Genomic DNA, 13,302 nt, shown 5'->3' on the forward strand with positions numbered 1-13,302 from the left:
ACCGGAAAGGACCGCCCTCATGAGCACCGCCCCCGCCACCCTCGAAGCCGCGAACGACATTCGCGCCGCCGATTTCTTCACCGCAGGCGTTGCCAGCCGCGATCCGCTGGTCGCCGCCGCGATCGGCAAGGAGCTGAAGCGCGAGCAGAACCAGATCGAGCTGATCGCGAGCGAGAACATCGTCTCCAAGGCGGTGCTTGAGGCGCAGGGCTCGGTCTTCACCAACAAATATGCCGAGGGCTATCCCGGCAAGCGCTATTATCAGGGCTGCGCGCCCTCCGACGATGTGGAGCAGCTTGCCATCGACCGCGCCAAGGAGCTGTTCGGCTGCGGCTTTGCCAATGTCCAGCCGCACTCGGGCGCGCAGGCGAACGGCGGCGTGATGCTGGCGCTGACCAAGCCGGGCGACACGATCATGGGCCTCAGCCTCGACGCAGGCGGCCACCTCACCCACGGCGCCAAGCCCGCCATGTCCGGCAAATGGTTCAACGCCGTGCAATATGGCGTGCGCGAGGACACGCACCTCATCGATTATGACGAGGTCGAGCGCCTGGCCGTGGAGTCGAAGCCCACGCTCATCATCACCGGGGGCAGCGCCTATCCCCGCCACATCGACTTCGCCCGCTTTCGCGCTATCGCGGACAAGGTCGGCGCGCTGTTCATGGTCGACATGGCGCACTTTGCGGGCCTCGTTGCGGGCGGAGTTCACCCCACACCCTTCGGCCACGCCCATGTCGTGACCACCACCACGCACAAGACGCTGCGCGGCCCGCGCGGCGGCATGATCCTCACCGATGACGAGGCGATTGCCAAGAAGATCAACTCCGCCATCTTCCCCGGCCTGCAGGGCGGCCCGCTGATGCATGTGATCGCCGCCAAGGCGGTCGCGTTTGGCGAGGCGCTGACACCCGAATTCAAGGCCTATGCCAAGGCGGTGCTGGCGAACAGCAAGGCGCTTGCGGCGCGGCTGGAAGCGCGCGGTCTGGCGGTAGTGTCGGGCGGCACCGATACCCACCTGTCGCTGATTGACCTCCGCCCCTATGGCATTTCCGGCAAGGAAGCGGACGAGGCGCTGGAGCGCAGCTGCATCACCTGCAACAAGAACGGGATTCCGGGCGATCCCCTGCCCCCGACCAAGACCAGCGGCATCCGCGTCGGCAGCCCCGCAGGCACCACGCGCGGCTTTGGCGTGGCGGAGTTCGAGGCGATCGGCGACATGATCGCGGACGTGCTCGGCGGCCTCAAGGACAAGGGCGAGGCGGGCGACCCGGCGATCGAGGCCAATGTGCGCGAGCGCGTGGCGGCGCTGTGCGCGCGCTTCCCGATCTACGAGGGATAAGAACGGGTGCGCTGCCCCTTTTGCGGACATGACGACAGCCAGGTGAAGGACTCGCGGCCCACGGACGATGGCGCCGCGATCCGCCGCCGCCGCCAGTGCGAGGCCTGCGCCGCGCGCTTCACCACGTTCGAGCGCATCCAGCTGCGCGACATCTGGGTGGTGAAGAGCAATGGCGAGCGCCAGCCGTTTGACCGGGACAAGCTCGCCCGCTCGCTGGAGATTGCCTGCCGCAAACGCCCGATCGACCCGGCGCGGATCGAAAAGCTTACCTCCGGCATCCAGCGCCAGATCGAGACCAACGGCGAAAACGAGGTCAGCGCGCAATCGATCGGCGAGCTGGTGATGGCGGCGCTGAAGGAGCTGGACAGCGTAGCCTATATCCGCTTCGCCTCGGTCTATAAGGACTTCCGCGAGGCGCAGGATTTCGAGGACTTCGCCTCCGCCGTGAAGGAAGCGGGGGGTGAATAGAACACGCGCCCTGTTCACCCAGAGCAAAGGCAAATGGCAAGGTCGAGGCTTGAGAGACCGGCCAGCGTGAGCTTCTGGGTCTATATATTGCGATGCGCTGACGGCAGCTATTACACCGGGCACACCGACGATCTGGACCGGCGCATTGCGCAACATCAGTCCGGCACGCTTCCTGGCTACACCCACACCCGCCGACCCGTAGAATTGATGTTTTGCGAGGCCTTCCCCGAGCGCATCGACGCGCTGGAGCGCGAACGGCAGATCAAGGACTGGTCGCGCAAGAAGAAGGAGGCGCTGTTCAGGGGCGACTTCGCTGCGGTAAAGAGCGCGGCCTCGATTTCTCGACAGTCGTCTCGACTGCGCTCGACGACTGCTCGAAACGAACGGGGTGAGGATGAAGGCAGCCGTTCGGTTCGAGCACCGGTCGAGTGTGTCGAGACCGGTGTCGAGACCGGCGGCGGAATCGAAGACCATCGCCCCATCATCGTCCTCGTCCGCCCGCAACTGGGCGAGAATATCGGCAAGGCGGCGCGGGCGATGCTCAACTTCGGATTGACCGAGCTGCGCCTAGTTGCCCCGCGCGATGGCTGGCCGAACCCTGACGCAGGCCCGGCGGCGGCCGGGGCGGACCAAGTGCTGGAAGGCGCAAAGATTTACGACACGCTGGCACAAGCCGTGGCGGACTGCGCCCATGTCTATGCCACCACCGTGCGCAAGCGCGGCGTGACCAAGCCGGTGGTGACGCCGGAAGAGGCCGCTCTGGAGATCCATGGCGCAGTGGGACGCAGCGCGGTCGTATTCGGGCCGGAACGCTCAGGGCTGGAGACCGAGGAGGTGGCGCTGTGCCGCACGATCCTCACGGTGCCGATCAACCCGGAATTCGCCTCGCTGAACCTTGCGCAGGCGGTGATCCTTGTTGCCTATGAATGGTCCAAGCATGTCTCGAGCGACGCAGAGGGAGGCGCGGTGTCGCTCGCCCAACCCACGCACGAGGACCTGCTGCCCCCCGCCCCGCAGGAGGAGCTGGAGGGCATGATCGCGCAGTTCGACACGATGCTGGAGGCGGCGGGCTATTTCTTCCCCGAGAGCCGGGCGGCGGCAACACGCCGCACCTTACGCAACCTGCTCACCAAGCCGGGCTGGAACCATCTGGAGGTGCGCACGCTGCGCGGCGTCCTTTCCAGCCTCGCCAATCCGCGCCCGCGCTGAACGTCTGCGGCGTGACGTCAAGCGGCCGCAGCCAAGGGCCGTGGTGCGGCTCTCGTCTGACCACCCGAGACCTGAAAGCCGCTCAGCAACTCGGCAAGCTGCGCCACCTGCCCGCCCATGGCCCGCGTCGCCGCCGTGCTCTGCTCAACCATCGCCGCATTCTGCTGGGTCATATACTCCATGTCGGTGATAGCCGCGTTTACCTGCACCAACCGCGATGCCTGCCGCACCGAGGCGCCGGAGATATCGCCGATCAGCGTCGAGATAGAGCCGACCCTGCCCACAATCTCGTCAAGCACCGCGCCGGTTTCGCCGACCAGTGACACGCCTGCGTCGACCTGGCCGGCGCTCTTGGTGATGATGTCCTTGATGTCCTTGGCCGCCTCGGCGCTACGCTGTGCAAGGGCGCGCACTTCGTTCGCGACGACGGCGAAGCCTTTGCCGGTATCCCCGGCCCGCGCAGCCTCCACACCCGCATTGAGCGCCAGCAGATTGGTCTGAAACGCAATGCTGTCCATCATGGTGATGATGCTTGCGATCTCGTCCGATGACGCCTTGATGGCGCTCATCGCGCCCATCGCGCGGGTCACCACTTCCCCGCCTTTGGCTGCCTCCCGATGCGCGGCCGAGATCGTGTGGTTGACCTGATCGGCATTGCCTGCCGTCTCCTGTACCAGCTCCGTAACCTGGCTCATGCTGCGCGCAGTTTCTTCCAGCGACATCGCCTGCTGCTCGGTCCGCTGGGAGAGGTCGGCCGATGCCACCCGTATCTCGCCCGAGGCGGACAGCACGTTCTGTGTGGAGGTGCATACGGTGGCGATGAGATGATCAAGCCGCTCTGCCGTGGCGTTGAAAGCCGTGCGCAGTGCTTCGTATTTCGGCGGGAAGGTGCGATCGAGGCGAAGAGTGAGATTTCCCTGCGCCAGCGCCATCAGACCGGTGCCCAGCGCGGCGACGGTGGCCTCCACTTCCTCCGCAGAGCTCGCCCGCAGCGCGTTCTCCTTGAAGACGGACATCGCCCGCGTCATCCTGCCCACGCAGTCCTCATGGTCGGTATAGGCCACGGGCGAGACGAGGTCACCCGCCGCCAGCCCCTCCATCCGCACCACCGTATCAACATAGGGATCGCAGATCAGCTTGCTGCTCACCGCCACCAGCGCGATATGGCCGATCATTGCCGCAAAGGCGATGCACAGCCCCGCGCCGAGTGACCAGCTTGCCGCCAGCGCTGCCCCGATACATGCCAGTGCGCCAAGCCCCGCATGCAGCGCCAGCAGCGCCTTGAATTTCTGCCGGATCGGCGCCTTTTTTGTGAACCAGTCGACCATTTCCCTTTTCCCCTCGGCCGAAATTAAGATTTGGATGGATAATCTTCACCCTTCGTCGCGCCAGAAGATTAATACATTATTTTCAACAATTTAGTTATGCGACGAACCGAGTGACAATAGCCGTTTGCGCGCCCCCCTTGACAGGAGCCTGCTTGGCCGCCATAGGCGCGCCTTCGCAATTGGCTCCGCACCCCGGTGAAGCGGCGGCCCTGCTCCTGAAACACGGAAATCAGGCGATACCGGGATCAACCCACGCTCTTGCGGGCATGGGCGACGTTGTTAGCAATTGAAGGAAGTCACATGACGAAGCGCACCAGCGCCAAATACAAGCTCGACCGCCGGATGGGCGAAAACATCTGGGGTCGCCCGAAATCCCCGGTCAACAAGCGTGAATATGGCCCCGGCCAGCACGGCCAGCGCCGCAAGGGCAAGATGTCCGACTATGGCATCCAGCTGCGCGCCAAGCAGAAGCTGAAGGGCTATTACGGCGACATCACCGAGAAGCAGTTCAAGAAGAACTACACCGAAGCTTCGCGGATGAAGGGCGACACCGGCCAGAACCTGATCGGCCTGCTGGAGCGCCGCCTCGACGCAGTCGTCTATCGCGCCAAGTTCGCGCCGACGATCTTCTCCGCCCGCCAGCTCGTTTCGCACGGCCATATCTATGTGAACGGCGTGAAGTGCAACATCGCCAGCCGCCTCGTGAAGGTGGGTGACGAGATCACTCTGGGCAAGAAGGCCCGCGAGATGGCGCTGGTGATGGAGGCGCAGAGCCTCGCCGAGCGCGACATCCCCGACTATGTGGCGCCCGATGGCCCGGCGAAGGTGACCTATGTCCGCGTGCCCACGCTGGACGAAGTGCCCTATGCCGTGAAGATGGAACCGAACCTCGTCGTCGAATTCTATTCGCGGTAACCTTTTACAGTTCAGCGATATATGCGAAGGGCGGCCGCTGGGTCGCCCTTTTCATTTGGTTCGAGGACATATCATGACCATCCGCATGCCCGCCGAGTGGGAGCCGCACGAGTGGCTGTGGATCGGCTTTCCATGGAACCGGCAAGAATGGGGCGGCGCGGAGACGCTGGCCCGAGCGCAGGCGCAGATCTGCGCCTTTGCCGATGCCGTGCGCGCGGGGAGCAAGGGCGAGGAAGTGCGCCTCGTCTGCAATGATGAGGGGAGCGCCGGGCAGGCGCGTGCCTTGCTCAAGAGCGATACGCGGATCGTTGTCGAGCGCATTGGTGACGTCTGGCTGCGCGATACCGGGCCGATCGGTGTCGTCGACGGCGCGGGCGTACGTTCGCTTGCGGATTTTCGCTTCAACGGCTGGGGCGGCAAATATGAGATGCCGGGCGATGAAGACATCGGCGCCCGGCTCGCGGCCACTTGCCCCCTGCCCCGCCGCTCCGTGCCGCTCATCTTGGAGGGCGGCGCGGTCGATAGTGATGGCACCGGGCTGTTCGTCACCACCGAGGAGTGCCTGCTCAACCCCAATCGCAATCCGGGGCTGGACCGCCGCCAGATCGAGACGCTGTTGGCGGGCAGCCTGGGGTTAACCGACATGCTGTGGCTGGGCGATGGCCTCGTCAACGATCATACCGACGGCCATGTCGACAACCTTGCCCGCTTCGTCGCGCCGGGAGTGATCGCGATCCCGGAGGCGAGCACGGACGATGACCCCAATGCCGCAATCTATGCGGACGCTTGCGACAGGGCCAACGCGCACGGACTCACTGTCGCACCCATACCTTCGCCGGGCCGGGTGGAAGCGGGCGGAGCGATCGTTCCCGCATCCTATATGAACTTCCTCATCGGCAATGCGGCCGTCATCGTGCCCGCCTATGGCCGCCCGAACGACGCGGCGGCGGTCGAAGCACTCAGGCCATTTTTTCCGGGACGGGAGGTTGTAGCCTTGCCGTCCGATGCGATATTGGCAGGCGGCGGCAGCTTCCACTGCACCAGCCAGCAGATGCCGAGGGGGATGGGATGATACGTGCATGGCTTCTTGCGCCCATCCTGGCTTTCGTTGGCCAGGCCTTGTCCGCTCAGACGCCGGAAGATTATCCGTTGGACGCGCTTAGAGAGGGGCGTCAAGGAACAACGTCGCTGAGGCTAGCTGTAGCTAAAGATGGATCCGTTAAGGGTTGTTTGATTCTGGAATCTTCTGGTCATGTTGATCTCGACGCAGCAAGTTGTGAGAGAATGATCCGCCGCGCTCGCTTTAAGCCAGCGAACGATCAGAACGGTGCCCCGATTGATTCTACCTATGACATGCGTTTCGTATGGAAAATACCGCAATGACCACTGCCACGCCTCCCCGCGCCACCGTCGCCGCGCTGCAACTCGCCTTCACCGATGACATGGCGGCCAATATCGCCGCTGTGGAAAGCGCCGCGCGTCAGGCCGCGGCGCGCGGGGCGAAGATCATCCTGCCGCCCGAATTGTTCGAGGGGCCATATTTCTGCACGGTGGAGGACGAGGCGCTGTTCGCCCGCGCCATGCCCACGGCCGAGCATCCGGCCGTGCTTGCCATGCAGGCGCTCGCGGCGGAGCTTGGCGTCTATATCCCCACCAGCTTTTTCGAGCGGGACGGCCAGCATCATTACAACAGCCTTGCGATGATCGACGACACGGGCGCGATCATGGGCGTCTATCGCAAGAGCCACATCCCGGACGGACCGGGCTATGAGGAGAAATATTATTTCCGCCCCGGCAACAGCGGATTCAAGGTGTGGCCGACCAAATACGGCACTATCGGCGTGGGTATATGCTGGGACCAGTGGTATCCCGAAACCGCGCGGATCATGGCGCTGATGGGCGCGGAAATGCTTCTCTTCCCAACCGCCATCGGCTCGGAGCCGTATGACACGGAGCTTGACACCAGCCGCATGTGGCGGCGGGCGATGGTGGGCCACGCCGTCTCAAACTGTATGCCGGTGATCGCGGCCAACCGCATCGGCAATGACGGCGTGGAGGGCGGCCAGAGCTATTACGGTCACAGCTTCATCGCCGACGAATGGGGGGACCTGGTTGCTGAGGTCGAGGATTGGCAGACCGGGGCGCTGGTCGCCACGCTGGATCTGGAGCGGGCGCGCAGGCATCGCGCGGGGATGGGCTTCTTCCGCGACCGGCGGCCGGACCTCTACCAGCGCCTCGCGCAGGACATCTGAGTGGGCAAGGGCAGGCATCGCTACGCGATTGCGCTCGGCTCCAACCAGCCACGCTCGCGCACGCTCACACCGCACAGACTGGTGGAAAAGGCGATGGAGCGCCTGTCGCGCAAGCCCTTCGCCGCGATTGCTCAGTCCAACATCATCGAGACCGCGCCGCTCGGCCCCTCCCGCCGCCGCTATGCCAATGCGTGCATGATCGTGGAGACGCGGCTCGATCCGCCTGAGCTGCTCGACAAGCTGCACAAGATCGAGCGCAAGGCCGGGCGCAAGCGCCGCCGCGTCTGGGGCGCGCGCACGCTGGACCTCGACATCATCCTGTGGAGTGGCGGCATGTGGGGCAGCGATGGCCTCGTCATCCCCCACCCCGCCTTTCGCGCGCGCGGCTTCGTTTTGAGACCGCTCGAGGGGGTCGCGCCGCGCTGGCGCGATCCGGTGACGGGCCTGCGCATCGCCCATTTGCGCTCCCGCCTGGAAAAACCGCGTTGCCCGCCCGGAAGCGGTTGACCGCGCCGCCAGCCCCGACTAGGTGAACCCCTGTTTGCAGGCGCACGCATCAGCTGCGCACCTGCGGGCCCTTAGCTCAGTCGGTAGAGCAACTGACTTTTAATCAGTAGGTCGCTGGTTCGAATCCAGCAGGGCTCACCATATTTTCAATGGCTTACCGACACGCGATTTCGTCACCTTTGCGGGCCATCATGGTTGGCGCTGTACGGCGCAGGTACTGCCTACCGCAGTCCTCCATCAACGGTTCGTGTATCTTGGTGGCGCCGGTGATCGGCGTGTTGCGTGTGGTCGTGAATATAAGATCGCAACTGCCCTGGCGCGGGACGTCTTCGAGCACCGCCAGCATGAAGGGCGAGAGCGGGACGACATTGGGTCGGCCGTTCTTGCATTTTGCTCTGCCCCTTACCTACCATCGCCGGGAAACTGTCACCTGGAAGTTGCGAGGATGCAATGGCGTGAACTGCGGTGTGCTGCGGACGGAAAACGGGTTGCCGAAGGCGAAGCTGTCGGCGCTGCTGTCGAGCAGATTGCTCGCAAACATTCCGAAGGTCCAGCCGCCCCTGCCCAATGACAGCGACGGATCGACCGTCGCATAACCGCCCATCCTGCGGTCCAATCCGGGGTCGAGGCTTAGGCGCGCCCGTCCCGTATATCGGACGAAGAGCCCCGCCTCACCCGCCCATTCACCGAACGAGAGGGCGCGGGTTCCCGCGATCCGGCCGGACAAGTCCGGCACCACCGGCAAATGGGCGTTATCGGGAACCCGTATGTCGAACGACTTCTCCAGCCGTGCATGTTGCACCTGCGCACCACCCTCGATCCGCCAGCCACCATGGTGCCACACCAAGCTGATGTCCGCACCGTCGACGGTGCCGCCCCCCACATCGCGCGCTATCTGCGAATATATGAAGTCGTTGGGTTGCTAGTTGAAGCCGGTGGGCCTAGCCCTTTGATCAGATAATCATGGGAGCGGGGCGATGGGGGATGGACCGACGAATGAGTGGCGCCGTGGCTGGCGCCCACTGCTCGCCTCGACAATCGGCTAAGGCACCGGGATGGCCAATCTGTCGATGACCGCCCCGCTGAGCCGTTTTAAAGCCGACTTCGAAAGCATCGACAGTTTCCGGCCGGATTGGGAGCCGGGCTGCGGCGGCTGTCGACGCCGCAGCATTGAAAGAACCCGATCGAAATCCTGCGAATAGGTGAAATAGACATTCGACCGATCGGCAACCTCGTAACGCACCGTCGCGCGCGGCGTGAATTAATCCGCGACGGCCACAAGCGACCGAACGGTTGCTGCCGCTTACCGAAGAGCTAGGTATATCGGTGCTCGTAATGCAGCCTTTGCGCTGGGGCGTGCTGCTCGCTGATCCAACGGCGGATGAACTGGCCGCGCTTGAAGTGGGCGATTGGGGCGCTGCCATTCTACGCTGGATACTTTCCGATGCGCGTGTTTCTTCGGTTCTGACCGCGACGTCGCGCTCGGGCCGGATTGCTGCGAACGCGGCAGCGGCGCGTCAGGAGCCGTTCGATACTGCGCAGCGGTCCTTGGTCGAACGGATTTTGGATCGCGGACCGAGGCAACGCGACACGCGCCCGCGGCCTTCGGCCGAGCTGGCAGATGAACTTCGTCAGTTCCTGTCGCAACGGCTCGGCGCGAGCTTTTGCGATACGTGTCTCGCGCGATTTCTCGCGGCCGATTTGCAAACGATCGCCACGGCGCGCATCGATTTGAGCACCGATCTATTTGCGCAGGAAGTTGGAGCGTGTCTCAACTGCGGCAATGAAGGCCCCATGATCCGATCTCGCACCATCATGCGCTGAGCAGGAGAGAATGATCATTGCCCGAAGTCCTCGGTATCGATGGTGTGGCGCATGACCTCCGGGTAGCGATGGCCAGAGATCGTTTGATGGTTGATGATGGCGCCGGCTTCGTTAAGGATTTCATCCGAAACCTCACACGCCAGTGCGTCGAAATTTTCGCGCAGATGAGCAACGCTTGTAGTGCCGGGAATAGGATACACATGGTCGCCCTGTGCGAGCAGCCATGCCAAAGCTAACTGGGCGGGTCTCAAACCTTCTCTCGCGGCTAGCGCATCAAACTGGGCTAAGGGTAAAAGGTTCTTCGGCCAGTTTTCCGTACTGAAACGTGGATGGGTCAAGCGCAGATCGTTCTCCCCCAGCGTGCCCACATCCTTGAACTCTCCGCCGAGCGCGCCACGTGCCAGTGGAGAGAACGCGACAAGCGCTATACCGAGCTCCCTGGTTGCTGCGAGCACGCCCAGCTCAACGTTGCGTGACCAAAGGGAATATTCCGATTGCACCGCCGCCATCGGATGGACCGCATGCGCCTCACGAATATGTGCCGCTGACCATTCCGAGACACCATAGGCGCCGATCTTGCCTGCCTCTATAGCCCGGGCCATCGCGCCCACACTGTCGGCAATCGGTACCTTGGGGTCGAACCGGTGCATGTAAAACAGGTCGATATGATCTGTTCCAAGACGCTTCAGACTCTCGTCAAGCGAGGCTGAAATCGATGCCGGGGAACAGTCGATGCCTCGGCGCGGCCCGTCGACAATGATGCCCGTCTTGCTGGCAAGCAGAAATTCGTCGCGCCGGTGCATGACCGCCCCTGCCAGCAGCTCTTCATTCGCACCCTTGCCATAGATATTCGCGGTATCGAGATGATCATAGCCGAGGTCGAGCGCTTCATTCAGCAAGCGCACCTTGTCATCATGAACCGGCGGGCCGCCGTAGGCCCAGCTGAGGTTCATGCATCCCAGACCAATGGGGTGCACGTCGCGACCGGCAACGCGTCGTCTCATCAGCTCCATCCTTCCTGCTGCGCGCGTCTGGCCGCCAATTCACCGCCCACGCGATGGCAACTCACCACCTGTTCGACCGATGACATTTTGTGGATTCTCCCTCACCGCAAACCCCGATATCCCCCCGCCGATTTTATGGCAATGTCGGCCCGTCCCATGCCGACTGGAGTTTCGACTATTTGCGCCGCAGCGATCATCCACCCAGAACCTGGCAAGAGATGGCGCTGAACACCTCTCCGAAAGCGACGTTTTCCTCTATATCGGAACCGCTGTGGTGTACTTCACTTGCGCAAGGGCAAAGTATGACGATCCCGTCTCGACGGAAGGGTGTCGCAGCACAGTGCGCATCAGAAACCGGTTATAGTCTTCGACATCGGCCACAAGAATCCGCAGCATATAGTCCCATTCGCCGGACATCGCATAGCATTCGATGATCTCGTCCCGCGATGCGATGAAGTCCTCGAAGGCCTCGGTAGTTTCTGCCGAATGGTTCTTGATCTTGATATGACAGATCACGTTGACACCGCGCCCTACGCGCGCAGCATCGACCAAGCGCACCTGTCGCCCCAGGACGCCATCGGCCTCCAGCGCGCGCATGCGGCGCCAGCATGACGCGGTCGAGGCGCCCACCCGCTCGGCCAGTTCGGCGTGGCTGATCGACGCGTCCCGTTGCAGTTCGTGCAGCAATTTACGATCGATCGGATCAAGTGTTCGAACTGTGGTCACGAGGCCGCTCCATCAGCATCCGGCTGGACTTCGGGCGCGGCACGCACAAAGGCATCAATGGTCTTGCAACGCTCATCGATAGCGACGAGCGCCGGGTAGGCCGATAGATCGATGGCAAAGCGGCGGGCATTGTATATCTGCGGAATAAGGCAGCAGTCGGCGATGGTGGGGCTGTCGGCAAAACAGAAGCCCTTTCCATGTTCGCCAACCAGACGCTCCAGAGCTGCGAAGCCCTCGCCCATCCAGCGGCCAACCCAGGCCTGAACAGCCTGCTCCGATGCGGCGAATTCGCTGCGGAGCGCCTTGAGCACGCGCAAATTGTTGAGCGGATGGATATCGCAGGCAATGATCAATGCCATCGAGCGGACCAACGCGCGCTGCATCGGGTCATGGGGTAACAGCGGTGGAGTGGGATAGCTTTCCTCGAGCCATTCCAGAATTGCCGGACTTTGGGTCAGGGGCTGCCCCTCCACCTCGATTGCCGGCACCAGGCCGTTGGCGGCAATCGCGCGATACAGCGCCCCGCCATGCTCGCCCCTCCGCAGATCATGCGTGACCTGCTCATAACACAACCGCTTGAGATTGAGCGCGATACGCACCCGGTAGGACGCGGAAGAGCGCCAGTAGCCATGAAGAACGATGCTCATGACTGGAAGCTTCCATCGAACCCGACTCGAGAGCTCCTGATTACTCTCTGGCAGCCAGACTCAATAACAGGGCGCGAGACGTTGAGACGAAGATTCATCATAAATCCCTCAATTATGATCCATATCTATCGATGATACCTCATTATTCGTGATATCTGAAACAATAATTCATCAGGATATGCTATGTTCGCATCATGGGAAACAGCAGCCAACCTCCACCCGGAGCGGCCATGGATTGGACTATTGCCCAAGATTGGGGTTCCTATAGCGCTGCCGAACATGAAATGTGGGATCGCCTGTTCGCGCGACAGACGGAAATGCTGCCCGCGCGCGTCGTTCCGGCGTTCATGGAGGGGCTTTACGTCCTGCGCATGACGAAGCCCGGCATCCCCGACTTTGACGAGTTGAACGAGCGGCTGACGCGCGCGACCGGGTGGCAGGTTGTCGCAGTACCCGGACTGGTGCCTGACGAGATGTTTTTTGAGCATCTGGCCAACCGGCGATTTGTGGCGGGTCGCTTCATTCGTACACCCGAACAGCTCGATTACCTGCAGGAACCCGACATCTTTCATGATGTGTTCGGGCATGTGCCGCTTCTCGTCCATCCGGTCTTTGCCGATTATATGCAGGCCTATGGCGAAGGCGGGCTGCGCGCCGCCAGCCTGGGCATGATCGAAGCACTGGCGCGTCTCTACTGGTATACGGTCGAGTTCGGGCTCATCCGCGACGGCGGCGATCTGAAGCTATACGGTGCCGGCATTGTATCGTCCTATGGCGAAAGCGTGTTCGCGCTCGACGATCCGTCTCCGCACCGGATCGCCTTCGACCTCCAGCGCGTCATGCGCACCTGCTACAGGATCGATGATTACCAACAGAACTATTTCGTCATCGACAGCTTTGAGGACTTGCTGCGGCAAACCCGCGATGCCGACTTTGGCCCGATCTATGAGTGCTTGCGCGGGCACGAACCCATCGATGTGGGCGTCCTGCTGCCCACGGACAATGTGATCCATACAGGCACGCAGGCCTATGCAAAATCAACTCTAAAGACGCCTTCGGCGCACTGGCTCCGCTAAGAAATTC

At 62.7% G+C, this 13,302-nt stretch carries 16 protein-coding genes and 1 tRNA gene; 12 read left to right on the forward strand and 5 right to left on the reverse strand.

The window, feature by feature from the left end; genetic code table 11:
* Positions 1-19: 19 nt before the first annotated feature.
* From glyA to OOT33_RS06615, 3 genes are all read left to right on the forward strand, one after another.
* Positions 20-1,339, forward strand: a complete 1,320-nt coding sequence (gene glyA / locus OOT33_RS06605; protein ID WP_307749207.1) for a serine hydroxymethyltransferase — start codon at positions 20-22, stop codon at positions 1,337-1,339.
* Between the two features lie 6 nt (positions 1,340-1,345).
* Positions 1,346-1,807 carry a transcriptional regulator NrdR gene (gene nrdR, locus OOT33_RS06610; protein ID WP_307749208.1) on the forward strand — a complete coding sequence of 154 codons (462 nt, stop codon included), beginning with the start codon at positions 1,346-1,348 and terminating at the stop codon, positions 1,805-1,807.
* 66 nt (positions 1,808-1,873) lie between these two features.
* Positions 1,874-3,016, forward strand: a complete 1,143-nt coding sequence (locus OOT33_RS06615; protein ID WP_307749209.1) for a TrmJ/YjtD family RNA methyltransferase — start codon at positions 1,874-1,876, stop codon at positions 3,014-3,016.
* A gap of 17 nt (positions 3,017-3,033) precedes the next feature.
* On the opposite strand, the gene OOT33_RS06620 is transcribed toward OOT33_RS06615, so the two are convergent.
* Positions 3,034-4,344 (reverse strand): methyl-accepting chemotaxis protein, encoded by a 1,311-nt coding sequence (locus OOT33_RS06620; RefSeq protein ID WP_307749210.1) that lies wholly within the window; start codon positions 4,342-4,344, stop codon positions 3,034-3,036.
* 300 nt (positions 4,345-4,644) lie between these two features.
* Between OOT33_RS06620 and rpsD the strand changes: the two genes are divergently transcribed.
* The 6 genes from rpsD (at position 4,645) to OOT33_RS06650 (ending at position 8,159) form a co-directional block, all read left to right on the forward strand.
* A complete protein-coding gene (gene rpsD / locus OOT33_RS06625; RefSeq protein WP_307749211.1) occupies positions 4,645-5,259 on the forward strand; it encodes a 30S ribosomal protein S4 in 615 nt (204 codons plus the stop codon).
* Between the two features lie 73 nt (positions 5,260-5,332).
* Positions 5,333-6,331, forward strand: a complete 999-nt coding sequence (locus OOT33_RS06630; RefSeq protein ID WP_307749212.1) for an agmatine deiminase family protein — start codon at positions 5,333-5,335, stop codon at positions 6,329-6,331.
* Positions 6,328-6,642: a TonB family protein gene (locus OOT33_RS06635; protein WP_307749213.1), complete on the forward strand. Its 315-nt coding sequence runs from the start codon at positions 6,328-6,330 to the stop codon at positions 6,640-6,642. Before OOT33_RS06630 ends, OOT33_RS06635 begins: the two co-directional genes overlap by 4 nt.
* Complete coding sequence (gene aguB, locus OOT33_RS06640; protein ID WP_307749214.1) at positions 6,639-7,511, forward strand: N-carbamoylputrescine amidase; 873 nt, start codon at positions 6,639-6,641, stop codon at positions 7,509-7,511. The genes OOT33_RS06635 and aguB overlap by 4 nt, the downstream gene beginning before the upstream one ends.
* A complete protein-coding gene (gene folK / locus OOT33_RS06645; RefSeq protein WP_307749215.1) occupies positions 7,512-8,018 on the forward strand; it encodes a 2-amino-4-hydroxy-6-hydroxymethyldihydropteridine diphosphokinase in 507 nt (168 codons plus the stop codon).
* 65 nt (positions 8,019-8,083) lie between these two features.
* Positions 8,084-8,159, forward strand: a tRNA-Lys gene (locus OOT33_RS06650).
* A gap of 265 nt (positions 8,160-8,424) precedes the next feature.
* Here OOT33_RS06650 and OOT33_RS06655 read toward each other — a convergent pair.
* Complete coding sequence (locus OOT33_RS06655) at positions 8,425-8,901, reverse strand: TonB-dependent receptor (RefSeq protein ID WP_307749216.1); 477 nt, start codon at positions 8,899-8,901, stop codon at positions 8,425-8,427.
* 172 nt (positions 8,902-9,073) lie between these two features.
* Here OOT33_RS06655 and OOT33_RS06660 point away from each other — a divergent pair, with 172 nt between their 5' ends.
* Positions 9,074-9,220 (forward strand): hypothetical protein, encoded by a 147-nt coding sequence (locus OOT33_RS06660; protein ID WP_307749217.1) that lies wholly within the window; start codon positions 9,074-9,076, stop codon positions 9,218-9,220.
* Between the two features lie 91 nt (positions 9,221-9,311).
* Positions 9,312-9,842, forward strand: coding sequence for a hypothetical protein (locus OOT33_RS06665; protein WP_307749219.1), 531 nt, complete (start codon positions 9,312-9,314; stop codon positions 9,840-9,842).
* Between the two features lie 14 nt (positions 9,843-9,856).
* Here OOT33_RS06665 and OOT33_RS06670 read toward each other — a convergent pair whose 3' ends face one another.
* From OOT33_RS06670 to maiA, 3 genes are all read right to left on the reverse strand, one after another.
* A complete protein-coding gene (locus tag OOT33_RS06670; protein WP_307749220.1) occupies positions 9,857-10,855 on the reverse strand; it encodes an aldo/keto reductase in 999 nt (332 codons plus the stop codon).
* Positions 10,856-11,101: 246 nt separating this feature from the next.
* Complete coding sequence (locus OOT33_RS06675; protein ID WP_307749221.1) at positions 11,102-11,572, reverse strand: Lrp/AsnC ligand binding domain-containing protein; 471 nt, start codon at positions 11,570-11,572, stop codon at positions 11,102-11,104.
* Positions 11,569-12,219: a maleylacetoacetate isomerase gene (maiA, locus tag OOT33_RS06680; RefSeq protein ID WP_307749222.1), complete on the reverse strand. Its 651-nt coding sequence runs from the start codon at positions 12,217-12,219 to the stop codon at positions 11,569-11,571. The genes OOT33_RS06675 and maiA overlap by 4 nt, the downstream gene beginning before the upstream one ends.
* Before the next feature lie 194 nt (positions 12,220-12,413).
* Here maiA and phhA point away from each other — a divergent pair, with 194 nt between their 5' ends.
* Entirely contained in the window at positions 12,414-13,295 is an 882-nt protein-coding gene (phhA, locus tag OOT33_RS06685; protein WP_307749223.1) for a phenylalanine 4-monooxygenase, read from the forward strand.
* Positions 13,296-13,302 lie beyond the last annotated feature (7 nt).

Origin of the sequence: Sphingobium sp. DEHP117, assembly GCF_030867385.1 — a bacterium.
GTDB lineage: Bacteria > Pseudomonadota > Alphaproteobacteria > Sphingomonadales > Sphingomonadaceae > Sphingobium.

Excerpts from the sequence above, each read along its gene's own strand:
- glyA (WP_307749207.1), top strand. The coding sequence starts at position 20 with ATGAGCACCGCCCCCGCCACCCTCGAAGCCGCGAACGACATTCGCGCC.
- OOT33_RS06620 (WP_307749210.1), bottom strand. The coding sequence starts at position 4,344 with ATGGTCGACTGGTTCACAAAAAAGGCGCCGATCCGGCAGAAATTCAAG.
- rpsD (WP_307749211.1), top strand. The coding sequence starts at position 4,645 with ATGACGAAGCGCACCAGCGCCAAATACAAGCTCGACCGCCGGATGGGC.
- OOT33_RS06630 (WP_307749212.1), top strand. The coding sequence starts at position 5,333 with ATGACCATCCGCATGCCCGCCGAGTGGGAGCCGCACGAGTGGCTGTGG.
- OOT33_RS06635 (WP_307749213.1), top strand. The coding sequence starts at position 6,328 with ATGATACGTGCATGGCTTCTTGCGCCCATCCTGGCTTTCGTTGGCCAG.
- aguB (WP_307749214.1), top strand. The coding sequence starts at position 6,639 with ATGACCACTGCCACGCCTCCCCGCGCCACCGTCGCCGCGCTGCAACTC.
- OOT33_RS06660 (WP_307749217.1), top strand. The coding sequence starts at position 9,074 with ATGGCCAATCTGTCGATGACCGCCCCGCTGAGCCGTTTTAAAGCCGAC.
- OOT33_RS06670 (WP_307749220.1), bottom strand. The coding sequence starts at position 10,855 with ATGGAGCTGATGAGACGACGCGTTGCCGGTCGCGACGTGCACCCCATT.
- maiA (WP_307749222.1), bottom strand. The coding sequence starts at position 12,219 with ATGAGCATCGTTCTTCATGGCTACTGGCGCTCTTCCGCGTCCTACCGG.
- phhA (WP_307749223.1), top strand. The coding sequence starts at position 12,414 with ATGGGAAACAGCAGCCAACCTCCACCCGGAGCGGCCATGGATTGGACT.